This is a genomic window from Kitasatospora sp. NPDC050543 (assembly GCF_044457565.1).
GTDB lineage: Bacteria > Actinomycetota > Actinomycetes > Streptomycetales > Streptomycetaceae > Kitasatospora.
The window spans coordinates 235001-257183 of sequence record NZ_JBITGZ010000001.1; the positions used below are offsets into that span (position 1 = coordinate 235001).

The 22183-nt window shown below is 74.1% G+C and carries 21 protein-coding genes; 13 read left to right on the forward strand and 8 right to left on the reverse strand.

All coding sequences use genetic code 11. The features are described from left to right. Nucleotides 1-13: 13 nt before the first annotated feature. The 5 genes from moeZ to ACIBH3_RS00975 all read right to left on the reverse strand — a co-directional run bounded on the left by moeZ (nt 14) and on the right by ACIBH3_RS00975 (nt 6875). Nucleotides 14-1192 carry an adenylyltransferase/sulfurtransferase MoeZ gene (gene moeZ / locus ACIBH3_RS00955; protein ID WP_396309692.1) on the reverse strand — a complete coding sequence of 393 codons (1179 nt, stop codon included), beginning with the start codon at nt 1190-1192 and terminating at the stop codon, nt 14-16. Between the two features lie 231 nt (nt 1193-1423). Then, nucleotides 1424-2434 carry an NAD-dependent epimerase/dehydratase family protein gene (locus ACIBH3_RS00960; RefSeq protein WP_396309693.1) on the reverse strand — a complete coding sequence of 337 codons (1011 nt, stop codon included), beginning with the start codon at nt 2432-2434 and terminating at the stop codon, nt 1424-1426. Nucleotides 2435-2681: 247 nt separating this feature from the next. After that, complete coding sequence (locus ACIBH3_RS00965; RefSeq protein WP_396309694.1) at nt 2682-3734, reverse strand: hypothetical protein; 1053 nt, start codon at nt 3732-3734, stop codon at nt 2682-2684. Between the two features lie 77 nt (nt 3735-3811). After that, a complete protein-coding gene (locus ACIBH3_RS00970) occupies nt 3812-5536 on the reverse strand; it encodes a DUF3492 domain-containing protein (protein WP_396309695.1) in 1725 nt (574 codons plus the stop codon). Between the two features lie 349 nt (nt 5537-5885). Next, nucleotides 5886-6875: an alpha/beta fold hydrolase gene (locus ACIBH3_RS00975; protein WP_396309696.1), complete on the reverse strand. Its 990-nt coding sequence runs from the start codon at nt 6873-6875 to the stop codon at nt 5886-5888. Nucleotides 6876-7107: 232 nt separating this feature from the next. Between ACIBH3_RS00975 and ACIBH3_RS00980 the strand changes: the two genes are divergently transcribed. The 3 genes from ACIBH3_RS00980 (at nt 7108) to ACIBH3_RS00990 (ending at nt 8666) form a co-directional block, all read left to right on the forward strand. Then, entirely contained in the window at nt 7108-7818 is a 711-nt protein-coding gene (locus ACIBH3_RS00980; RefSeq protein ID WP_396309697.1) for a TetR/AcrR family transcriptional regulator, read from the forward strand. A gap of 170 nt (nt 7819-7988) precedes the next feature. Next, nucleotides 7989-8216 carry a DUF3107 domain-containing protein gene (locus tag ACIBH3_RS00985; RefSeq protein ID WP_396309698.1) on the forward strand — a complete coding sequence of 76 codons (228 nt, stop codon included), beginning with the start codon at nt 7989-7991 and terminating at the stop codon, nt 8214-8216. 123 nt (nt 8217-8339) lie between these two features. Beyond that, complete coding sequence (locus ACIBH3_RS00990; RefSeq protein WP_396309699.1) at nt 8340-8666, forward strand: hypothetical protein; 327 nt, start codon at nt 8340-8342, stop codon at nt 8664-8666. A 56-nt stretch (nt 8667-8722) separates the two neighbouring features. Here the strand turns inward: ACIBH3_RS00990 and ACIBH3_RS00995 are convergent, their stop codons facing one another. After that, nucleotides 8723-9451, reverse strand: coding sequence for a ferritin-like fold-containing protein (locus ACIBH3_RS00995; RefSeq protein ID WP_396309700.1), 729 nt, complete (start codon nt 9449-9451; stop codon nt 8723-8725). A 737-nt stretch (nt 9452-10188) separates the two neighbouring features. Between ACIBH3_RS00995 and ACIBH3_RS01000 the strand changes: the two genes are divergently transcribed. The 6 genes from ACIBH3_RS01000 (at nt 10189) to ACIBH3_RS01025 (ending at nt 15999) form a co-directional block, all read left to right on the forward strand. Further along, entirely contained in the window at nt 10189-11835 is a 1647-nt protein-coding gene (locus tag ACIBH3_RS01000; protein WP_396309940.1) for a DEAD/DEAH box helicase, read from the forward strand. Nucleotides 11836-11962: 127 nt separating this feature from the next. Further along, a complete protein-coding gene (locus ACIBH3_RS01005) occupies nt 11963-12826 on the forward strand; it encodes an alpha/beta fold hydrolase (RefSeq protein WP_396309701.1) in 864 nt (287 codons plus the stop codon). A 370-nt stretch (nt 12827-13196) separates the two neighbouring features. Continuing rightward, nucleotides 13197-13343 (forward strand): hypothetical protein, encoded by a 147-nt coding sequence (locus ACIBH3_RS01010; protein ID WP_396309702.1) that lies wholly within the window; start codon nt 13197-13199, stop codon nt 13341-13343. Nucleotides 13344-13671: 328 nt separating this feature from the next. Further along, nucleotides 13672-14310, forward strand: a complete 639-nt coding sequence (locus tag ACIBH3_RS01015; protein WP_396309703.1) for a DUF6758 family protein — start codon at nt 13672-13674, stop codon at nt 14308-14310. 111 nt (nt 14311-14421) lie between these two features. Continuing rightward, on the forward strand, nt 14422-15282 hold the full coding sequence (locus tag ACIBH3_RS01020) for a PHP domain-containing protein (RefSeq protein ID WP_396309704.1): 861 nt from the start codon (nt 14422-14424) through the stop codon (nt 15280-15282). 108 nt (nt 15283-15390) lie between these two features. After that, a complete protein-coding gene (locus ACIBH3_RS01025) occupies nt 15391-15999 on the forward strand; it encodes a MarC family protein (protein ID WP_396309941.1) in 609 nt (202 codons plus the stop codon). Between the two features lie 7 nt (nt 16000-16006). On the opposite strand, the gene ACIBH3_RS01030 is transcribed toward ACIBH3_RS01025, so the two are convergent. After that, on the reverse strand, nt 16007-16663 hold the full coding sequence (locus tag ACIBH3_RS01030; protein ID WP_396309705.1) for a suppressor of fused domain protein: 657 nt from the start codon (nt 16661-16663) through the stop codon (nt 16007-16009). Nucleotides 16664-17086: 423 nt separating this feature from the next. On the opposite strand from ACIBH3_RS01030, the gene corA reads away from it, so the two are divergent. Continuing rightward, entirely contained in the window at nt 17087-18208 is a 1122-nt protein-coding gene (gene corA / locus ACIBH3_RS01035; RefSeq protein WP_396309706.1) for a magnesium/cobalt transporter CorA, read from the forward strand. A gap of 87 nt (nt 18209-18295) precedes the next feature. Here corA and ACIBH3_RS01040 read toward each other — a convergent pair whose 3' ends face one another. Next, a complete protein-coding gene (locus tag ACIBH3_RS01040; RefSeq protein WP_396309707.1) occupies nt 18296-19225 on the reverse strand; it encodes a DMT family transporter in 930 nt (309 codons plus the stop codon). 183 nt (nt 19226-19408) lie between these two features. On the opposite strand from ACIBH3_RS01040, the gene ACIBH3_RS01045 reads away from it, so the two are divergent. From ACIBH3_RS01045 to ACIBH3_RS01055, 3 genes are all read left to right on the forward strand, one after another. Further along, on the forward strand, nt 19409-19957 hold the full coding sequence (locus ACIBH3_RS01045; protein ID WP_396309708.1) for a hypothetical protein: 549 nt from the start codon (nt 19409-19411) through the stop codon (nt 19955-19957). 226 nt (nt 19958-20183) lie between these two features. After that, a complete protein-coding gene (locus ACIBH3_RS01050) occupies nt 20184-21515 on the forward strand; it encodes a magnesium transporter MgtE N-terminal domain-containing protein (protein WP_396309709.1) in 1332 nt (443 codons plus the stop codon). 91 nt (nt 21516-21606) lie between these two features. Continuing rightward, nucleotides 21607-22128 carry a DUF1003 domain-containing protein gene (locus tag ACIBH3_RS01055; RefSeq protein ID WP_396309942.1) on the forward strand — a complete coding sequence of 174 codons (522 nt, stop codon included), beginning with the start codon at nt 21607-21609 and terminating at the stop codon, nt 22126-22128. The last annotated feature ends 55 nt before the right edge of the window (nt 22129-22183 follow it).

Below are 22183 nucleotides of genomic sequence, written 5' to 3' on the forward strand. Positions count from 1 at the left end.
TTCGCTGCGGCGGCTAGTACACCGGCTTGTGCGGCTCGACCTGGCTGACCCAGCCGAGCACGCCGCCGCCCAGGTGGACGGCGTCGGCGAAGCCCGCGGACTTCAGCACGGCCAGCACCTCGGCCGAGCGGGCACCCGACTTGCAGTGCAGCACGATCTTCTTGTCCTGCGGGAGCGACTCCAGGGCGTTGCCCATCAGGAACTCGTTCTTCGGGATCAGGACGGCGCCGGGGATGTTGACGATCTCGTACTCGCCGGGCTCGCGGACGTCGACGAGGTAGATGTCCTCCTTGTCGTCCTGCCACTGCTTGAGCTGCTTGGAGGTGATGGTGGAGCCGGCGGCGGCCGCCTGCGCCTCCTCCGACACGACGCCGCAGAAGGCCTCGTAGTCGATCAGCCCGGTGACGGTCGGGTTCTCGCCGCAGAGCGCGCAGTCCGGGTCCTTGCGGACCTTGACCTGGCGGTAGTTCATCTCCAGGGCGTCGTAGATCATCAGACGGCCGACCAGCGGCTCGCCCACACCGGCGAGCAGCTTGATCGCCTCGGTGACCTGGATCGAGCCGATGGACGCGCAGAGCACGCCCAGCACGCCGCCCTCGGCGCAGGACGGGACCATGCCCGCCGGCGGCGCCTCCGGGTACAGGCAGCGGTAGCAGGGGCCGTGCTCGGCCCAGAAGACGCTGGCCTGGCCGTCGAAGCGGTAGATCGAGCCCCACACGTACGGCTTGCCCAGCAGCACCGCGGCATCGTTCACCAGGTACCGGGTGGCGAAGTTGTCGGTGCCGTCCACGATCAGGTCGTAGCCGGAGAAGATCTCCATGACGTTGGAGTTGTCGAGGCGGTCCTCGTGGAGGATCACGTTGACGTAGGGGTTGATCTCCTTGACCGAGTCACGCGCCGACTCGGCCTTGGAGCGGCCGATGTCCGACTGGCCGTGGATGATCTGGCGCTGGAGATTCGACTCGTCGACGGTGTCGAACTCGACGATGCCGAGCGTGCCCACACCGGCCGCGGCCAGGTACATCAGCGCCGGGGACCCGAGGCCGCCGGCGCCGACACACAGCACCTTGGCGTTCTTCAGCCGCTTCTGCCCGGCCATGCCCACATCGGGGATGATCAGGTGGCGGGAGTACCTGCGGACCTCGTCGACGGTGAGCTCGGCAGCCGGCTCGACCAGGGGTGGCAGCGACACGGGGACTCCGATGGTCGTCAGTTCGGGTACGCCAACAATGTGGCTTTGCTACGCCAACAGTGTCATGCCGGGTCGGTATTCCGAGACAGCTCGTCCGATTGGCGAGACACCATCCGCCGGATCGTGGGACCACCGCACCTCGCCGCATCCGGTGCCGTACCCCGCGGCGAGGCCCGTGCAGCCGCCGGGTTCCGGGGCGGACGAGGTCCGCCCCGCCCGCCCCGGATCCACTCAGACCCGGCAGGCCGTCTCCAGCCAGACGTCGCCGAGCGACTCCTCCAGCGGCACCTGTGTCCGCCAGCCGAGACGGTCCCGGGCGGTCCGGACGTCGGCCTGGCGCCAGGCGACCGGCTCCCCCGCCACCGGGCGGCCGTCCACGGTACGCGGCTCCACCGGACGGTGGCCCGGAAGGTGGTGCACGGCGTGGTGCAGCGGGTGGTGCACCGTGTGGTCCGCCGCCCCGACCGCCTGCGCGGGCAGCATCACCTGCCGGTTCTCCTCGGCGACCGTGCCCTCGAAGCCGGACGCCCGGACCAGCAGCTGGGCCGCGTCCCTGGCCCGGACGGCGTTGCCGCTGCCGATGTTGATCACCCCGGTGGCGGCCGAGACGGCGGCCGCCTGGATCGCCCTGGCAACGTCCCGGACGTCGACGAAATCCCGGTATCCGGACAGATCCGGCATCCGCACCTGCGACTCGTCCCGCTCCAGCGCCCGGCGCAGCCCCTCCGAGAGCCGCCCGAACAGCGAGGCCGTCGGCGCTCCCGGGCCGACCACGTCGAAGACCCGCAGCACGGTTGCGTCCAGCCCGGAGGCGAGCACCAGCTCGGTGCCCGCGAGCTTGGAGACCCCGTACGGACCCACCGGGCGCGGCTCGGCGCTCTCTGCGATCGGCACCCCACCCGGCATCGGGCCGTACTCGGCCGCCGACCCCACGTGCACCAGCCGGGCCGGCTCCCGGCTGCGCCGGATCGCCTCGCACACGGTGGCGACGGCCAGGGTGTTCGCCCGGATCAGCGTCCGTGAGCTGCCGTACGTCGCGCCGGCGCAGTTGATCACCACCTGGGGTGCCACCGCGTCCAGGAACCGGGCCAGCGCGCCCGGGCTCCCGGCCGTCAGGTCGAAGCGGATGTCGGCCGAGTCGCGCCGGCCGAGCACCGTCACCTGCAACTCCTGGTCCACGAGCAGACGATCGGTGACCCGGCGGCCGATGAAGCCGTCGGCGCCCAGCAGCAGCACCCTCATTGGGGGGGTGTCCTTCCACGAAGCGAGGTCTCAGCGACCTGGCGGGTTGAGAGATGGACGGGGCAGTGTGGAGCGGTCGCGCTCGATCGAGAGCGACCGGTCGGTCGGGAGTGTCGGGTCGGATCGGGTCCGGCCGCGACGGGTCAGGGCAGGACCGGTCGGGGCAGCCCGGGTGTGATCCGGGAGCCCGGGAGTGACGGGCGGGGTGGTGGAGCCCGAACCCGGAGGCCCGGGCCGGGCCACGGGCTCAGCGGTGCGAGGTGGGCCAGCCGAGCACGACCCACGCGTACGGCAGCAGCACGGCCCCGGCGGCGCCGCTGCCGAGCAGCCGGGCGCCCTCCGCCCCGTGACCGGCCAGCGGCAGCGCGTCCGCCACCGGCCCGGCCATCGCGCGTACGGCCAGCAGCAACGCGGTGAGCGCCACCGCCCCCGCCGCCCCGGCCATCGCCGCACGGGCCCGCCCGCAGTGCACCAGCAGCACCGCGAGCGCCAGCAGCAGCCCGGTGGCGGCCTGCGCGGCCCAGGGCACCGCACCCGCGCGCTCGACGGCGGCGTGCATCAGGCCGCCCGCTGCCGGGCCGGGTCTGGGCGCGACGGCGGTGAGCACCGCCAGCGCGGCGAAGGTCAGCAGCGCCAGCACCGCCAGGTGCAGCCCGAGGGCCACCGGCAGCACCGGCCGCATCCGCGCCCGGAACTCCGCGATCGTCCCCGAGGTGCGCAGATGCACCTGCCCGGCCTGCCGGAACCAGCGCGCCACCCACTCGGCCGCCCCGATCGAGAGCGCGGCCGCCACCGCCACGACCGCCGTGTCCGGACCGGCGCCGACGACCGAGGGCAGCAGCAGGACGGCGGCCACCCCGCAGCCGTACCCGAGCATCGCCGGCCCACGCTCCCCACCCCGGGCGGCCGCACCGGCGAAGGCCAGCGCGACGGCCAGCCAGAGGCCCACCGGCAGGACGGCCAGCAGGTCGGCGAACCCGGCCCGGCCCGGGCCGAGCAGCCGGATACCGGCCGCCACCGCGCACGGCGGGCCCACCAGCAGCGCCACCCTCAGCGCCTGCGCCAGGCGCCGCCGCCAGCTGTCACCCGGTGCCACCGGCGCGGGCTCCGGCGGCCGGCGCGGCACCCGGGCGTACAGCTCCTCGGCCAGCGAGAAGAGGTCCGCGTGCCGGTAGCGCGCCGCCGCGGCGGGCCCCAGCCCCGCCTCCTCCAGCCCGAGCGCGATCTCCAACGGGTCGACCGCCTGCTCGCACAGGGCCCGGTGGCGCGCCATCAGCTCGCGCACGGGATCACCCAGCACACCCGGCACACCCGCCGGCCTGGCGGGCGGCTCGTCCAGCCCGGCCGCGGCCCCGCGCGACGGCTCCCGACCGGCCACTAGACCGCCTCCGCCATGGCTTCCGGCTGCCCGACGGCCGCCACCCCGGCTGCCTCGGCCACCCCGTCCTTCTCGGCCACCTCGGCCACCTCGGCGGCCCCGGCAGGCCGGGCGGTGGCGGCCAGGACCGCGGCCGCCGGGGCGGTGCGACCCGGGCCCGCCCCGCCCGCCACCCCGGCGCCCGGCGGCTGCTGCGCGGGCGCCTCCCGTCCGCCCGCCACCCAGTACTCCGCGGGCCGGGCGAACGGCCGGGGTTGCCCGCCGGCGGTGCCGTCGTCGCCGGCCGCGGGGAAGGCCGGCCAGTGTGAGACCAGCTCCAGGTAGATCTCCCGGAACGAGGACACCACGGGCTCCGTGGCGAAGCGTTCCTGCGCCCGCAGGCGGCCCGCCAGCCCAAGCCGCGCCCGGCGCTCCTCGTCCTTCAGCAGCGCCAGGCAGGCCGCCGCCAGCGCCTGCGGATCCCTCGGCGGCACCAGCAGGCCCGTCGGCCCGACCATCTCGCGGGCCACCCCGACCTCGGTGGAGACCACCGCCCGCCCGCTGAGCATCGCGTCCACCAGCAGCCGGGGGCTGCGCTGGACCGGCGCCGAGAACACCACCACCGAGCCGCCCGCCCAGGCGGCCGCCGGCGAGGAGGGCAGCCCTGCGAACTCCACCGCCGCCTCGATCCCCAGCCGCCCGGCCAGCGCCCGGCAGTGCGCCAGGTACCCGGGCGCCGCCTCCTCACCGTGCAGCTGCAGCCGGGCGGCGGGCAGCTCGGCCCGGACCCGCGCGAAGGTGTGCAGCATCAGCACCGGGTCGCGCCCCGGCTCCAGCGCACCGGCCCAGACCAGGGTGGGCACGGCCGGCTCCGGCCCGGCGGGCTCGCGCGTCACCGCCGAGGTGCCCTCGTACACCACCCGGGTGCGGGCCGGGTCGGCACCGCAGCGCTGCTGCCACTGCTGGTCGTAGGCGCTGCCCGGGGTGAGGACCGCCGCCTTCCGGTAGGTCTCCTCGGTGAGCAGCCGGAAGAACGTCAGCAGCAGGGCCCGCACCGGCCAGCGGTAGGGCGCCCCGCGGTACCCGAGGTACTGCTCGCGCAGGTGCGGGCCGTGCTCGGTGACCACGAAGGGGACGCCGTGCAGCCGCTTGGCGGCCAACGCGGGCAGCGCCGCGGGGCCGCCGCCGAGCACATGGCACAGGTCCGCCGTGCCGAGCCCGCCGTGCCCGGTGCCGTACCAGGGCGCGGACAACGGCCGCAGGCACCGCTCCAGCAGGTCCCCCGCCACCAGCACGTCGCAGACCAGCGGCTGCCCGGCGGCGGTGTCGGCGCCGGGTGAGCGCCAGGCCTTCTCCAGCGCCCGCTGGGCGTGGCCGGAGGCCAGGAAGGCGGGCAGTGCGCCGTCCTCGCGGGCGAGCGCGGCCAGCTGGTAGAGCCCGGGGGCGAAGGAGGCCCGCTCCCCCGGCATCACCAGCGCCCGGACCAGCTGCCCGTATGCCTTGAGGTAGAGCCGCCTGCGCAGCGCGCCGGGCAGCCGGGCAGCCGGCGGGCGGCCCCACAACGGCAGCTGGTGGACGCCCTTGAGCAGCCCGGGGCCGCCCGCGGCGGTGGGGACGGCCCGCCCGGCCAGCAGGTACAGCTCGAACTCGTGCTCGGCCAGGCCTTCGACCAGGCGGGCACACCAGCCGCTCCCGCCACGCTGAGCGTACGGATGAGCGCCCTCGGTGAGCAGTGCGACGCGCACGAAGACCTCCAGAGCAGAGCGGTTCAGAGAGCGGATTCGGAGAGGACCGGAGCGGATCGGACGGGGCACGGATCGGGCGGACCAGGGCGGCGGCAGCGCGAATCCCGGGCGGAGCGCCGCCCGGTACGACCGCGCTCCCCGCGGCCGCCCCCCGGAGCCCGGCCCGTGGGCACCCCCGACCCGCTGGGTACCCCTCCCGGCAGCCGCCTCCCGCCTCCGGCCGCTGCTCCCCCACACCTGTTCGGTCCGACACCAGAAAGGTAGGACCGGGCGTCGCCGGTCCATCGGTCACATGCCTGATTGCCACCTGAACGAGTGAACAGGCGTGACCTAACCCCGAACAGCCGCGTTACGCCCGGCCCACCGCCGGCTCCGCGTCGCCCGTACCGTCCACACCGTCCGTACCGTCCGGCCCCGCCAGCAGCTCCCGCACCGCCCGCGCCACCTGCGCGGGGTTCTCCATCATCGCGACGTGCCCCGAGGCCGGCAGCACCAGCAGCCTGGGGTCACGGAACGCCGCGCAGGCCCGCCGCGCGGAGCGGTACGAGACGAGCTTGTCCCGCAGCCCGTACACCAGCAGCACCGGCACCCGCACCCGCTCGGCCTGGCGCCACAGCGACTGCTCACCGCGCTCGGTGTACGCCGAGACGATCCCCCGCGCCGAACCCACCATGACCGGCATCGCGTACGGCAGCCCCATCCGCCGCCCGTACTCGGCCACCGCCTCGGCCCGCCGGGCCGCCGGCACGGCCTCGGCGTCGCCGTAGACCAGCCGCAGCAGCCCGTCGGTGGCGTCCTCGACGCTGCGCCGCCCGTTCGAGGGGAAGCGCCGCAGCAACCCGGGGACCCCGGGCACGGCCAGCATCACCGTCGGCCAGGCGGTGCGCTGCGGCACCAGCTCCGGCAGCGCGGGGGAGATCCGGGTCAGCGAACGGACCAGGTCGGGGCGCAGCGCCGCGAGCCGGACGACGACCGCCCCGCCGAGCGAGTTGCCGAAGAGGTGCACCGGGCCGCGGCCGGACTTCTCCAGGTAACCGATCACCGCCCTGACGTGTCCGGAGACCGACAGGTTGCCGTCCGGCGGCGGCTCGGAGCGGCCGAATCCCGGCAGGTCGACGGCCTCGCCCTCGACCAGGTCGGCGAGGTCGGCCATCAGCTCGGTCCAGTTCTCGCCGGAGCCGCCGAGCCCGTGCACGAAGAGGGCCGGCGGCAGCGCCGCCGCACCCTGCGGGCGGTCGGCGCGGGGGCCGCGTACCGCCAGTACCGCCCCGGGGACCTCGACCGTGCGGACCTTCGCGGGCTCCCGGAGGACGGCAGGCACCTGCTGCTCAGCGCTCATGGAGCACGATGGTAGTGAGCCCCTGCCGCGAAATCCCGGGGCTCGGGACGGTACCGTTCCCCGCACCGCCCTCGCGCCAAAGGCCTCCCATCAGCCGTGGTCAGCGCCGTATTGTGGGCTTCCGACAAGGGGGCCGTGCGCAATTCTCGTGCTCACCGGGCGCAGATGCGGTTACCGAAAAGTAGAATCAGTCCCTTGCCAGCCAGTCAGAACCCGTGAAGTGAGGAGCGCCGTGACGGCCATCCAGGAGGCGCAGGAGCGCCCGCGCGGTGCCCGCCTGCCGCGAAGCGCCCGCCGTGAACAACTGCTCGGTGCCGCCCAGGAGGTGTTCGTCGCGCAGGGCTACCACGCCGCTGCCATGGACGACATCGCCGACCGCGCCGGGGTCAGCAAGCCGGTGCTCTACCAGCACTTCCCCGGGAAGCTGGAGCTCTACCTCGCGCTGCTCGACAAGCACTGCGACGCACTGGTGGAGGCGACCCGCACGGCGCTCTCCGCCACCACCGACAACAAGCAGCGCGTGGCCGCGACGATGGAGGCGTACTTCCACTACGTCGCCAGCGAGTCGGGCGCGTTCCGGCTGGTCTTCGAGTCCGACCTGACCAACGAGCCCGCCGTGCGCGAGCGGGTGGAGCGGGCCGCTGACCTCAGCGCGACGCTGGTCAGCAAGGTCATCGCGGAGGACACCGACCTGCCGGAGGCCGAGGCCAAGCTGCTGGCCGCCGGTGTCTGCGGGCTGGCCCAGATCACCGCCCGCTACTGGCTCTCGCAGGGCCGGGAGATCCCCCGGGACGAGGCCGTACGGCTGGTCGCCAGCCTGGCCTGGCGCGGCCTGAAGGGCTTCCCGATGCACCCGGGCGACCAGGCCCAGGGCGCGGAGGCGGACGGCGGGACGCCGGACGCGGCCGACGGCCGGACGGACAGCGAGGCCGCCCCGGAGTAGGCCCCCGGGCCCACGACGGCGGCCGCTGCCGGGGCGATGCGCGGACCTTCACCTGGCCGCGCACCCGGTGCTCTATGGTGAAGCCGTACGGCGCGGTCAGCGCGAACGCCTGTTCAGGGCGGTCCCGCTCCCGCGCGTGGAATGGCTGCAACCCCGGAGGGACGGAAGCCGTGGAGGTCAAGATCGGCGTGCAGAACGCGCCTCGCGAGATCGTGATCGAGAGCTCGCAGACTGCCGATGAGGTCGAGAGCGCGGTCGCCAGGGCGCTGGAGGGCACCTCGAAGCTCTTCTCGCTGACCGATGAGCACGGCCGCCGCGTCATCGTCCCGGCCGAGCGCCTGGCGTACGTGGAGATCGGCGAGCAGGCCGCCCGCAAGGTCGGGTTCGGCACGCTCTGAGAGAGTCCGACGGTGCCCCGCCCCCTCACCGAGGGGGCGGGGCACCGTCGCGTGTACGGCCCCGGCCTGCCGGGTAGGGCGAAGGTGCAACCGCACGCGACCCCACTCTCCGGGAGGCAGCCCTTGCTGGTCGAGCCGCTCGTCTTCGCCGCCGTCGGCTCCATCGTCGGCGCCGTGGCACTGATCGCCTTCCCCGGGTACTTCCCACCCTCCAGAAGCCTGACCGTGGCCACCGCGGTGATCGCCGCGCTGCTCACCGGGCTGATCGCGCGCTACGCGATGCAGGGTGCGCTGCCGGGGCTGAGCGTGGCGATCTCGGCGGTCGGCTCGGCGCTGCTGGTCTCCGTGCTCGCCCGCCCGGAGCGGGCCGGGCAGCGGCAGGCCGCCGCGCGCCGGCGCAGCGTCCACCGCCACGGCGGGCAGCGGCGCCACCGGCACCGGCCCGCCTGACGGCCGACGCCGTCACCCGGCGCCCGGGCCACCGGCGCCGTGCCGGCCGGCGCGGATCATGAGGCCAGGCCCAGCGCGGCCATCCGCTTGGTGTGCGCCTCGGTGATCCGGTTGAACATCTTGCCGACCTCGACCAGGTCGAAGCCCTGCACCTGGGCGCCGCCGACCAGCAGGTTGGACAGCGCGTCCCGCTCGGCGACCACCCGCTGCGCCTGGCTGAGCGCCTCGCCCATCAGCCGCCGGCCCCAGAGCGCGAGCCGCCCGCCCACCCGCGGGTTCTCCTGGATCGCCTCGCGCACCTTGCCGACGGCGAACTGCGCGTGCCCGGTGTCGGCCATCACGCCGAGCACCAGGTCCCGGGTGTCGTCGTCCAGCCGGACGGCCACCTCGCGGTAGAAGTCGGTCGCGATCGAGTCGCCGACGTAGGCCTTGACCAGGCCCTCCAGCCAGTCGGACGGCGCGGTCATCCGGTGGAAGGCGTCCAGCGGCTCGACGAAGGGGGTCATCGCCTCCTCCGGGTCGGCGCCCACCTCGGCCAGCCGGTCGTGCAGCAGCTGGTAGTGCTGGAACTCGGCGGAGGCCATCCGGGCCAGCGCGGCCTTGTCCGCCAGCCCGGGAGCGAGCTTGGCATCCTCCGCCAGCCGCTCGAAGGCGCTCAGCTCGCCGTACGCGAGGGCGCCGAGCAGGTCGAGCACCGCGGCCCGGTAGCCCGGGTCCGCCGCCCGGCTCGCCCAGTCACCGATCGAGCCGATCGGGGTGCCGTCACCAGATTCCCGAGTTTCCATCAGACCTCTTCGTCACGCAGCTACGGTTCGGCGCCCCGGCCGGCTCGGCGGGCAGGGCCTGCCCGCGCCCCAGCCTCGCACGGCCCGGGCGCAGCGGCCCCCGCGCCGCGAAGCGCCGAGGTCACGGCTCGCCACCCTAGACGGTGCCCGCGCGGCACGCAGTGCCAGGCAGTAACCCGCGTCACGTGTTCGAGTCTCCGCTTGACTGTATGGTGGTGGTGAGGCCTGGTGTACTCGCGCGGCCCGCCCCCAAGGGCAGGCCGCGCAGACGTGCCCCGCACGGTGACCGGGCGCTCACGTACGCGGATGCCCGGTCGGAGAGCCGATCGGCTCCGACCTTGGCTTGGACCTCAAGCCTTGGCACCGCATCAGTGGCCGAGCGAGGGCCGCCGCGGACCGCGCCGCCCGGCGCAGGTCCCGCGCCGTCTCCTCACGGGAAATCCTCCCCGACGCCGCCGGACGACGCGCCCGACCAACGGGCCGCTCGGGCCGGCAGGCCGCAGGGACCGGCGCGGTTGTGCGTCCACGCAGCTGCACCCGGGCCGTCCTGGCCCCCGCGCAGCCGTGTGGCTGCCCGCCGCCGCCCTCTCGCTCTCGGCCCTCCACATGGAAGAGGCAGCACCCTGTCCACCACCGCTGAACCCACCAAGACCACCTTCCGGGAGCTGGGAATCCTCCCGGAGACCGCCGAGGCCCTTGAGGCCGTCGGCATCATCCACCCCTTCCCGATCCAGGAGATGACCCTCCCGGTCGCGCTGACCGGCCACGACGTCATCGGCCAGGCCAAGACCGGCACCGGCAAGACGCTGGGCTTCGGTCTCCCGCTGATCGAGCGGGTCATCGTGCGCGCCGACGTCGACTCCGGCCGCGCCACCGAGGAGCAGCTCTCCGAGAGCCCGCAGGCGCTGATCGTCGTCCCGACCCGCGAGCTCTGCACCCAGGTCACCAACGACCTGCAGACCGCCGGCAAGGTCCGCAACGTCCGGGTGCTCGCCATCTACGGCGGCCGGGCGTACGAGCCGCAGGTCGAGGCGCTGAAGAAGGGCGTCGACATCATCGTCGGCACCCCGGGCCGCCTGCTGGACCTCGCCGGGCAGCGGAAGCTGGACCTGTCGAAGATCCGGGCGCTCGTCCTGGACGAGGCGGACGAGATGCTCGACCTGGGCTTCCTGCCCGACGTCGAGAAGATCCTCACCATGCTGCCGGCCAAGCGGCAGACCCTGCTCTTCTCGGCCACCATGCCGGGCCAGGTGATCAGCCTCGCCCGCCGTTACATGAGCCAGCCCACCCACATCCGGGCCACCGCTCCGGACGACACGGGCCACACCGTCGCCAACACCACCCAGCACATCTTCCGGGCGCACTCGCTCGACAAGGTGGAGATGGTCTCGCGGATCCTGCAGTCCGAGGGCCGCGGGCTGGCGATGATCTTCTGCCGCACCAAGCGGACCGCGGCGGACGTCTCCGACCAGCTGACCCAGCGCGGCTTCGCGGCCGGCGCGGTGCACGGCGACCTCGGCCAGGGCGCCCGTGAACAGGCCCTGCGGGCCTTCCGCGGCGGCAAGGTCGACGTCCTGGTCTGCACCGACGTCGCGGCCCGCGGCATCGACGTCGAGGGCGTCACGCACGTCATCAACTACCAGTGCCCCGAGGACGAGAAGACCTACCTGCACCGGATCGGCCGCACCGGCCGCGCCGGGGCGTCGGGCACCGCCGTCACGCTGGTGGACTGGGACGACATCCCGCGCTGGCAGCTGATCAACAAGGCGCTGGACCTGAAGTTCCCGGAGCCCGAGGAGACCTACTCCACCTCGCCGCACCTGTACGAGCTGCTGAAGATCGCGCCCGGTACCACCGGCGTGCTCCCGCGCTCCGAGCGGACCCGGGCGGGCCTGGGCGCGGAGGAGGTCGAGGACCTCGGCGAGACCGGCGGCCGCGGCTCCCGCACCGCCGTGAAGACCCGGGGCGGGCGCAGCGGCGCCGGCCGCGGCCCGGCCGCCGCCGAGGTGGCCGAGGAGAAGCCGGCCCGTAAGCCCCGCGAGCGCCGCCGCACCCGTGGCGGCTCGACCGTGGCGGACGACGCCGTGGTCGGGACGCCCGTGGCGGACGCGACCCCGGCCCCGGCCGTCGACGCCGCCCCGGCGGAGGGTGAGGGCGCCCCGCGCCGGCGCCGCCGCCGTCCGCGTGCCGCCGCCGAGGGCGCGGTGGGCGCGGTCGCCGAGGCCCCGGCCGCAGCCGAGGCCAAGACCGAGCCCAAGGTCAAGGCGGCGGCGAAGGCCAGGAGCGAGGCCGAGCCCGCGGCCGAGGGTGAGGCCGCCGCTCCGCGCCGCCGTACCCGTACCCGCCGCCCCGCCGCCTCCGGCGAGAGCACCCCGGCGAGCTGACGCACCCGAAGGGGCGGGCCGGTCCGAGCGGACCGGCCCGCCCCTCGGCGTTTGCGCGCCTCGGCCCGGCAGTGGGTGGCTAGGCTCGGGGCTACCGCAGGCCGGCACCCTCCCAGGAGACCTCACGATGAGCACCCCGCAGTTCCTCACCCTCCCCGACTGTGCCCGGGCCCTGCGGCTGCGCACACCACGCGGCGAGTTCGCGGCGCTCCAGGCCGATCCGGCCGGCCCGGTGCGCGGTGCGGCGCTGCTGGTACCCGGCTTCACCGGCAGCAAGGAGGACTTCATCGCCCTCCTGGAGCCGCTCGCGCTGGCCGGCTACCGGGTGGTGGCCGTCGACCAGCGCGGCCAGTACGAGAGCGGCGGCCCGGCGGCGGACCCGTCCGCGTACACGGTGCAGGCGCTGGGCGCCGACGTCCGGGCGCTGAGCGACCTGCTGGCCGGCGACGGGCCGCTGCACCTGCTCGGGCACTCCTTCGGCGGCCAGGTGGTGCGGGAGGCCGTGCTGAGCTGTCAGGAGCCGCTGCCCTGGCGGTCGCTGACGCTGCTCTCCACCGGACCGGCGTCCATCGACCCGGCCGAGGCGGCCCGGACCAAGCTGCTGATCGACGCGCTGGCCACGATGGACCTGGAGTCGATCTGGCAGGTCCTCCAGCAGATGGAGGAGGGCAGCGGGGACCAGTCCGCCCGCCCGGCACCCGAGGTGGCGCGCTTCCTGCACCGGCGCTGGGTGGCCAACGTCCCGCAGGCGCTGATCACCATGGGCGGGCATCTGATCGCCGCTCCGGACCGGGTCGACGAGCTGGCGGCGACGGCACTGCCCAAGCTGGTGCTCTCCGGCGTCCGGGACTACGCCTGGCCGGTGGAGGAGCAGTCGCTGATGGCGACGCGGCTCGGCGCCCAGCGCGTGGTGATCGAGGATGCCGGGCACTCCCCCAACGCCGAGCGGCCCGCCGAGACGGCCGCGGCGCTGCTGCGCTTCTGGTCCTGACCTGCGCCGATCCCTCCAGGTGGCGCGCTCGCGCCACCTGGAGGGACAACTCACGGGACAATATTCGTTAGTTCCGGTAATATTTGAGTCTGTCCGGGAATCATCACCCGCCGACCCCTTGTTGAACGTCCTGTCGAAGTACGGCCGCGCCATCGGGCGCCTGTCAGCCGAAACCGGGACTTTACGGGCGGGCAACCGCTCGGAAGCAGCACTGCACCACTGTGGTCCATGAGAAGCCGGCGACCCCGGCGAACAGGGGGCCGACTTGCCGCAGCAGACCGCGCAGCGAGCGACACGACAGAGCCAGCACCGGCCGATGACGAATCGGTCCCGACCGCCCCGCACGCCGGGGCACACAGAGGAGACGCCCATGCACTTCGAGATCCTCCGCCTGGACGACGCCCAGGGCGCCGCCACCGACCGGCTGATCGCCGACGCCGAGACCGTCCGCGAGTTCGTCCAGGCCGCCGCCCGTACCGGCGAGCGCCTGCTCATCCGTCCGTGCAAGACCGTCTGACGGCGTGCGGTGCGGCTCCCGCCGAGGAGCCCGGTACAGCCGCCCACCTGAGCCCCGACGTCGGCGAGCCCGACGAACCGATACCAACTGACGCCCCGTCGCCGATCGGCCGATGACGGGGCGTCAGTGCGTTCGGGCACGCGCCCGCTCCGCGCTTGCCGCCGCCGGCGCACGTTTGCCGCCGCCCGCCGCTGGACATCCCCTACCGGGGGCCTCCCGCGCAGCACCGCCGGCGAGGGTCCGGCCACCCACGGGCAGGTGACGTGACGCCCTCCGTACGGGTGATCGTCCTTGACGCGGCGGTCCGGAGGGAGGAGCGTTGTCGGCTATGAGGGGCGAGCCAAGCTGCCCGAGGTGCGCCGGTCGGGTCCGCGCCCCCGGTCTGTTCTCCGACACCTGGCAGTGCGACCAGCACGGAGCCGTGCACCCGATGCAGCCGGTGCTGCCCCCGAGCGTCGAGGCGCTCGGTGTGGCCGTCGCCCGTTCCCAGGTCCCGGTCTGGTTGCCCTGGCCGCTGCCGGTCGGCTGGCTCTACACCGGGATCGCGCACGTGGGTGACGATGTCTCCGGTGCCCGCGCCACGGCCGTCGCCTGCTCGGGCCCGGCACCGCTGGGCGGCTTCGGCGAGCTGGTCCTGGTCGCGGAGGAACTCGGCGTGGGGCTCGGCGCCCGCTACGCGGGGATGCCCGGGCCGGATCCCGGTGACTCCGTCTCGCTCTACAAGCCCGCCGACGCCAAGCTGATGGCCGCCGGCCGACCGACCCCGATGTTCCACGTCCCCGAGGCACCCGCCGACCGCGCGGTGTTCGTCGGCGAGGCGCGCGGCCTCTGGCTCTGGGCGGTCGCCTGGCCCGAGCAGTCGGCCCTGGTGATGTACGACGAGCTGGTGCTCACCGACCTGCGCGAGGCCGGCGCCGAGCTCGACCTGCTGCCCTGCGGCGCGCTCTCCCCCCAGCTGCTCGGCTGAGGCGCCGAGGCCGGACCGGCCGAGGGCCGAGCGGGCCGGCCGCGCGGCGCGGGGGCCTGGCTATCCTGGGGCGCACCCGGCGAGTGCCCAGCGACAGGAGCCCTGACACCCGTGCGCATCGACCTGCACGCCCACAGCAATGCCTCCGACGGCACCGACAGCCCGGCCGAGCTGGTGGCGGCGGCCGTGGCGGCGGGCCTGGACGTGGTGGCGCTGACCGACCACGACACCGTCTCCGGGCATGCCGAGGCCGCCGGGGCCGTGCACGCGCTGGCCCCCGGCACCCGGCTGACCCTGGTGCCCGGCGCCGAGCTCTCCTGCCAGGTGGGCGGGATCAGCATGCACCTGCTGGCGTACCTCTTCGATCCGGCCGAGCCGGCCTTCGCGCGGGAGCGCGAGCTGGTGCGCACCGACCGGTTCCGGCGCGGGCGGGCCATCGTGGAGCGCTGCCGGGAGCTGGGCGCGCCGATCAGCTGGGAGCAGGTCGAGCGGATCGCCGGTGACGGTTCGGTCGGGCGGCCGCACATCGCCAGCGCACTGGTCGAGGCGGGCGTGGTGGCGAGCGTGTCGGACGCCTTCACCGCCGACTGGCTGGCCAACGGCGGCCGGGCGGACGTCCGCAAGCACGAGACCGACCCGGTGACCGCCGTCCGGCTGGTCCGGGCGGCGGGCGGGGTGCCGGTCTTCGCGCACCCGGGCGCGTCCAAGCGCGGGCACACCGTCTCCGACGAGGTCATCGCCGCTCTGGCGGAGGCCGGACTCGCGGCGCTGGAGGTGGACCACACCGACCACGACGAGCCGACCCGGGAGCGGCTGCGCGCCCTCGCGGCCGAGCTGGGGCTGCTGACCACCGGCTCCAGCGACTACCACGGCGGGCGCAAGACCGTCCGACTCGGGGAGCACACCACCGACCCCGCGGTGTACGAGGCGCTGGTGGCGCAGGCGACCGGGGCCAAGCCGATCGGCGGCTGAGCGGGCGGGCCTGCCCCCGCCCCGCGAGCGAGCGGCCGACAAAGAGGTGCGACGCCCGGGACATGACCGGACAATTCCGGATATGAGCCGGAGCGCCCCGCCATGAGCATCTTCGACGCCACGACCTTCGGCTCGCTCTTCGTCACGCTCTTCGTGATCATGGACCCACCGGGGACCATCCCGATCTTCCTGGCGCTGACCTCCGGACGGGCCCATCGCACCCGCCGCCGGATGGCCTGGCAGGCCGCCGCCGTCGCACTCGGCGTGATCACCTGCTTCGGCCTGTTCGGCCAGCAGATCCTGGACTACCTGCACGTCTCGATCCCGGCCCTGCAGGTCTCCGGCGGCATCCTGCTACTGCTGATCGCACTCGACCTGCTGACCGGCAAGATCGAGGAGCCCACCCAGACCAAGGACGTCAACGTCGCGCTCGTCCCGCTCGGCACCCCGCTGCTGGCCGGGCCGGGCGCCATCGTGGCCGTGATCCTCGCTGTCCAGGGCGCGGACACCGGCGCGCAGAAGCTCGCGGTGTGGTGCGCCATCGTCGTGATTCATCTCGTGATGTGGCTGACCATGCGGTTCTCACTGCTGATCATCCGGGTGATCCACGAGGGTGGTGTGGTACTCATCACCCGGTTGTCGGGCCTGCTGCTCTCCGCCATCGCCGTCCAGCTGACCGCCAACGGCGTCTTCGCCTTCATCGACGCCAACCGCTGAGCCGCCGTCAGTCCAGCGGGACGGCCCGCCGAGCGGGGTCGCGCAGGTCGGTGCCGTGACTCAGCCAGCGCTCCTCCAGCGCGGCGGCGCCGTGCACCCGCTTGAACCCGGCCTCGTTGGGCGTCATCGGCAGCAGCGGCAGGAAGCGCACCGGATCGGCCGGCTCCTCCAGCTCCAGATCCTCGACCAGACCGCCCGGCTCGGCCGCCAGCACCGAGGTGAACGGCGCGCCCTCCCAGAGCGGCGCGCCGAGGTCCAGCGAGCCGCCGGGGGCCACCACCAAGCCCTCCACCTGCGGCGTCGCCGCGAAGGTGGCCAGCGTACGAAGGACGTCGTCGCGAGCACCACGGACCGTCAGCACCAGTTCCGCGCGCGGGCCACGGACCGGGTCGACGACGGCGGAGGTGGGGTCGGCCATCGGTGCGGCCGACATGCCGAGGGTGGCGTACCGCACCAGGCCCTGGGCGTCGGGGCCGAAGCGCAGCACCTCGATCCGGTCCGCGCCGAGGAAGGTGACGCCGGCGCGCCCGCTCGGCTCGCCGAAGGCGGTGAGCAGCCTGGTCTCCACCGCGGCCAGGACGGACTCGCGGGAGTGCCGGTCGTGGCCGGGCAGGCCGCCGGTGGGGTCGGACGGGTCACCGAAGAGCGGGAAGTCGTGCGCCATGCCGGTGAGCGTAACCCGCCACCCGCGCCGCGCCGCTGAACACCCCGGCGCCCGAGCCACGACAGCTGTTAGTATGAGCGACTGGCCACCGGGGATGCTTATACCTCCGGGGCAGCGGCGTGAAGGAGGTGGTTGCGGTGGATACCAGCCGACCATGCAGTACCGGCAGCTCTACCCGGCCCGGTCGCCTTCCCCGTACCCCTCGTAACGCCGGCTGAAACAGCTGTGCCCGCCGAGGCTATTGAGGCAGTGTCAGACCAGGCCGGGAGAGCACCCTCCCCGGAACCGCGTCGTCCCCCATCGCGCCCCAGCAAGGCCGAGGACTGACCGCAGGCTCCGGCGTCCACCGGTGTTCCCCGCCGTCGTACCACGGCCCCTGTCACCGCGCCGCCGTGCGACGGCTCCTGCCCAAGGAGCCCTGCCATGTCGATGATCAACAACCTGCGTGCCGCCGTCCGACCACACCGCCGGCGCACCGGCCAGGCGTACGACTCGATCCACCCCGGACAGTCCCCCTCGGCGGTCGTCGACTGCGCCGTCTACCAGGACGGCAAGCGCGCCGGGGAGAGCTGCAGCCCGCGCGAGGCGGCGCGCCGTGTGAAGGCCGCGAAGGCCCTGCAGGAGAGCGCAGGATCGTTCAGCTGGATCGGCCTGCACGAGCCGACCGAGGCCGAGTTCGAGGGCATCGCGCAGCGCTTCGGCCTGCACCCGCTGGCCGTCGAGGACGCCGTGCACGCCCACCAGCGCCCCAAGGTCGAGCGCTACGACGACGTGCTGTTCGCGGTGTTCAAGACCATTCGCTACGTCGAGCACGACCAGCTGACACCGACCAGCGAGGTGGTGGAGACCGGCGAGCTGATGGTCTTCGCCGGCCGGGACTTCGTGATCACCGTCCGGCACGGCGGGCACAGCTCGCTCCAGGAGCTGCGCCACCGGCTGGAGGCCGACAGCGACGGCACCGGGCTGCTCGCCAAGGGCCCGTCCGCGGTGCTGCACGCGATCGCCGACCAGGTGGTCGACAACTACCTGCTGGTCGCCGACCGGCTGCAGACCGACGTGGACGAGATCGAGTTCGACGTCTTCTCCAACAAGGGCGGCCGGGGCACCGACGTCGGGCGGGTCTACCAGCTCAAGCGCGAGGTGCTGGAGTTCAAGCGCGCGGTGACCCCGCTGCTGCGGCCCATGCAGCAGCTCTCCGAGCCGCTCCAGCGGCTGGTCGACCCGGACATCCAGAAGTACTTCCGGGACGTCGCCGACCACCTCGCCCGGGTGACCGAGCAGGTGCACGGCTTCGACGAGCTGCTCAACTCACTGCTCCAGGCCAACCTGGCGCAGGTCTCGGTCGCGCAGAACGAGGACATGCGCAAGATCACCGCCTGGGCGGCGATCTTCGCCGTGCCCACCATGATCACCGGCGTGTACGGGATGAACTTCGACTACATGCCCGAGCTGCACCACAAGTACGGGTACCCGATGGTGCTGTGCAGCGTGGCCGCGATCTGCGTGGGGATGTACCGGGGCTTCCGGCGCAACGGCTGGCTGTAGTTCCGCCCGCTCGCCTCCGGGGCGCTCGGGGCGCGCTTTCGGCCGGGGCTGGGGCGAACCCCGGCACGGAGCGGCGCCGCGCGGCTCTCAGCGCCGGCCGCCCCGGGCCACCAGCACCAGGCCGGCCAGGATCAGCGCGACCGCCGGGTACGCGGCCACCGGCGGCCACTGACCCAGCCAGAGCGCCGCGATCAGGGCCGCGCCCGGCGTCTCCAGCAGGATCGCGGTCGAGGTCACGGACGGGCCCAGCGTGCGCACCACCCGGTTGCTGAGCGAGTGCCCCAGCAGCTGGGCGGTGACCATCAGCAGCGCGATCTGCCACCACACGCCGGCCGGCCAGCCCGACATCGGTGCCCCGGCCCCCAGGCAGACCACCAGCAGCACCATGGCCGTGGTGGTGTAGCAGACCAGGGTGTACGCGGTGGTGCTGACCGTCCTGCGCACCTCGGCGCCCAGCAGCACGTACCCGGCCGCCGCGAGCCCCGCCCCCAGCGCCAGCGCGTCACCGGCCAGCGCGCGGGGTGAGAGCGAGAGGTCGACGCCGGTGAGCACCAGCACCCCGGCGAAGGCCACGCACATCCCGATCCAGACCGGGCGCGGCGCCCGCACACCGACCAGACGCATCAGCAGGATCGTCCAGAGCGGGGTGGTGGTCACCAGCGCCGTCGCCGAGGCGACCGAGGTCATCCGCAGGCTCGGCATCCAGAGCGCGAAGTGCACCGCGAGCAGCACGCCCGCCGCCACCGCCAGCAGCAGCGCCCGCCGGCCGATCCCGCGCAGCTCGGCCCGGTGGCGCAGCAGCGCGTACGGCCCCAGCGCGCCCACCGCCATGACGTTGCGCCAGAGCGCGATCGCCAGCGCGGGCGCGGCCGTCGCGCTGATCAGCGGGGCGGAGAGCGAGATGCCGCCGATGGAGACCGCGAGCAGCATCAGGTCGGCCCTGGGCAGGGCGTGCGGTGCGGCGGGCGCGGCAGCGGTGCGGGCGGGGGCGGCGGTGTCGGGCCGGGCGGCGGGCACGGGTCTCCTTCGCTGGCGGGCCCGCCGGCGGGCCGGGCGGGACTGGGCTGAGCTGGTCTGGTCTGGTCAGCGGCCGGGCCGGCCGACGGGCGCTACTACGGTAAGGCCCGTGCGGCGCTGACGGAACTGTCGTCCTGACGGGTGAGACACCCCGCGGACGCCACAGGCCTTACGCTGTGCGCCATGGACCGTACGCCCGCCGCAGCCGCGACCGCCGACGACTTCCTCGACCGGGCCCTCCTGGAGGAGGCCGCGAAGAAGTCCGGCCTGCTCTGGGTCCGGGCGGACGGGCAGCAGCAGAGCCAGGCGCTGTGGCACGCCTGGTACGACGGCGCGGTGGTGGTGGTCGGCGACGGCGGCGAGCAGCCGCTGCACGGGCTGACCGCCGGGGCCGGCGCCGAGGTGACCGTCCGCAGCAAGGACAAGTGGGGCCGTCTCACCGGCTGGCGCGCCCGGGTCTCGGAGCTCGCCCCGCAGAGCGAGGCCTGGCTCGGCGCCGTCGAGGAGCTCAAGGGCAAGCGGCTGAACGCCCCCGACACCGACACCATCACCGAACGCTGGGCCCGCGAGTGCCGGGTGCTGCGCCTGGAGCCCGTCGGAGGGCTGAGCGAGCAGCCCGGCGCCATGCCCGACGGCTCGCACGCCACCGCCCCGATGCCCTCACCCGCCACCACCCGCCGGCCGATCCCCGCAGGCCTGCCCAAGCTGCTCTTCAAGCGCCGCCGGGGCTGATCCAACGCGTCGGCGCCGAAAAGCGACAACCGTCGGCACCGGACATGAGCGGCCCGGACATGAACGACCCGGAGCCGAGCGGCCCGGCCGACCGCAGGTCCAACGGGCCGCGCCGGGCCCGCCGCACCGCCCTCACACCCACCTGCGGCCCGGCGGGCTGCCCCCCACGCGCCCGGGTAGCCTTGGCCGCGAGTGCGCATCGGCATCGAGGGAGTCGAGGGAGTCCATGGCAGGGGCAATCAGCCGGGTCTTCATCTCGCACCTGTCGGGCGTGGCGGTCTTCGACCCCAACGGCGACCAGGTCGGCCGGGTCCGGGACGTGGTGGTGACGCTGCGCATCGGCGGGCGCCCGCCCCGGGTGCTCGGCCTGGTGGTCGAGGTGGTCGGCCGCCGGCGGATCTTCCTGCCGATGACCAGGGTGACCAGCCTTGAGTCCGGCCAGGTGCTCACCACTGGTGTGATCAACATGCGCCGCTTCGAACAGCGCCCCGCCGAGACCCTCGTCCTCGCCGAGCTGCTGGACCGCCGCGTGCTGCGGGTCAAGACCGGCGACGAGGTCACCGTCCTGGACGTGGCGATGGTGCAGACCCGGGTCCGCGAGTGGGAGATCAGCAAGGTCTTCGTGCAGACCGGCCGGCCGACCAGGCTGCGCAAGGCCAAGGGCGAGTCCCTCACCCTCGACTGGCAGGAGGTCACCGGCTTCTCGCTCACCGAGGAGGACCAGGGCGCCGCCAACCTGCTGGCCACCTTCGACCAGCTGCGCCCCGCCGACCTCGCCAACGTGCTGCACCACCTCTCCGCCAAGCGCCGGGCCGAGGTGGCCGCCGCACTGGACGACGAGCGGCTCGCGGACGTGCTGGAGGAGCTGCCGGAGGACGACCAGGTCGAGATCATCGGCAAGCTGAAGGACGAGCGCGCCGCCGACATCCTGGAGGCGATGGACCCGGACGACGCCGCCGACCTGCTCTCCGAGCTGCCCGGCGAGGAGGCCGAGCGCCTGCTCCAGCTGATGGAGCCCGACGAGGCGGCCCCGGTGCGCCGGCTGCTGGCGTACGAGGAGAACACCGCCGGCGGTCTGATGACCACCGAGCCGATCGTGCTGGAGCCCGTGGACACCGTCGCCGAGGCGCTGGCCCGGGTCCGGATCGCCGACCACAAGCCCGCGCTGGCGGCCCAGATCTTCGTCTGCCGCCCGCCGGCCGAGACCCCGACCGGCAAGTACCTGGGCACCGTGCACTTCCAGCGGCTGCTGCGTGAACCCCCGTACACCCTGGTCGGCACGCTGGTCGACGACGACCTGGACCCGCTGCCGCCGGACACCCCGCTACCGCTGATCACCAGCTACCTGGCCACGTACAACATGGTCGCGGCGGCGGTGGTGGACGAGGCGGACCACCTGCTCGGCGCGGTGACGGTCGACGACGTGCTCGACCACCTGCTGCCCGAGGACTGGCGCGAGGTCGGGCTGCACGCGGACACCCGGATCGAGTCGCCGGAGGGCGTCGGGGCACCCGAGGGCATCGGGCCGAAGGAGAGCGAGGTGGCCGGTGGACGCTGACCGCAAGGGCAGGCGCGAGGACGGCCCGCGTCAGCGGCTGCAGGTCGAACTGCGACAGCTGCGCCAGCTGCGGGCCCGGGAGGGCAGCCGGATGCAGCGCACCGAGAGCGCCAGCACCGGCACCGCCCGGGTCCGGCTGGACCAGCCGCGCACCACCCGCCCCGGCCTGATCAACCTGCCCACGTACGACCCGGAGGCGTTCGGCAAGCTCTCCGAGCGGATCGCTCGCTTCCTGGGCACCGGGCGGTTCATCGTCTGGATGACGGTGGTCGTGGTCGTCTGGGTCGCCTGGAACACCCTGCTGCCCGACACCGTCCACTTCGACGACTACCCCTTCATCTTCCTGACTCTGATGCTCTCGCTCCAGGCCTCCTACGCCGCGCCGCTGATCCTGCTGGCGCAGAACCGCCAGGACGACCGCGATCGCGTCAACATGGAGCAGGACCGGGGCCGCAGCGATCGGAACATCGCCGACACCGAGTACCTGACCCGGGAGGTCGCCGCACTGCGGCAGGGCCTGGGCGAGGTGGCCACCCGCGACTTCATCCGCTCCGAGCTCCAGGCGCTGCTGAAGGACCTGGACGGCCAGCGGGAGCCCTCCAGCATGCTGTGACCGGCGGCACGCTACCGACGAGTCGGAGCCAACTCCCGGCGCCGTACCATCAAGG

Excerpts from the sequence above, each read along its gene's own strand:
- ACIBH3_RS00960 (WP_396309693.1), bottom strand. The coding sequence starts at position 2,434 with ATGAGGGTGCTGCTGCTGGGCGCCGACGGCTTCATCGGCCGCCGGGTC.
- ACIBH3_RS00975 (WP_396309696.1), bottom strand. The coding sequence starts at position 6,875 with ATGAGCGCTGAGCAGCAGGTGCCTGCCGTCCTCCGGGAGCCCGCGAAG.
- ACIBH3_RS00995 (WP_396309700.1), bottom strand. The coding sequence starts at position 9,451 with ATGGAAACTCGGGAATCTGGTGACGGCACCCCGATCGGCTCGATCGGT.
- ACIBH3_RS01000 (WP_396309940.1), top strand. The coding sequence starts at position 10,189 with ATGACCCTCCCGGTCGCGCTGACCGGCCACGACGTCATCGGCCAGGCC.
- ACIBH3_RS01005 (WP_396309701.1), top strand. The coding sequence starts at position 11,963 with ATGAGCACCCCGCAGTTCCTCACCCTCCCCGACTGTGCCCGGGCCCTG.
- ACIBH3_RS01010 (WP_396309702.1), top strand. The coding sequence starts at position 13,197 with ATGCACTTCGAGATCCTCCGCCTGGACGACGCCCAGGGCGCCGCCACC.
- ACIBH3_RS01015 (WP_396309703.1), top strand. The coding sequence starts at position 13,672 with ATGAGGGGCGAGCCAAGCTGCCCGAGGTGCGCCGGTCGGGTCCGCGCC.
- ACIBH3_RS01030 (WP_396309705.1), bottom strand. The coding sequence starts at position 16,663 with ATGGCGCACGACTTCCCGCTCTTCGGTGACCCGTCCGACCCCACCGGC.
- corA (WP_396309706.1), top strand. The coding sequence starts at position 17,087 with ATGTCGATGATCAACAACCTGCGTGCCGCCGTCCGACCACACCGCCGG.
- ACIBH3_RS01045 (WP_396309708.1), top strand. The coding sequence starts at position 19,409 with ATGGACCGTACGCCCGCCGCAGCCGCGACCGCCGACGACTTCCTCGAC.
- ACIBH3_RS01050 (WP_396309709.1), top strand. The coding sequence starts at position 20,184 with ATGGCAGGGGCAATCAGCCGGGTCTTCATCTCGCACCTGTCGGGCGTG.
- ACIBH3_RS01055 (WP_396309942.1), top strand. The coding sequence starts at position 21,607 with ATGCAGCGCACCGAGAGCGCCAGCACCGGCACCGCCCGGGTCCGGCTG.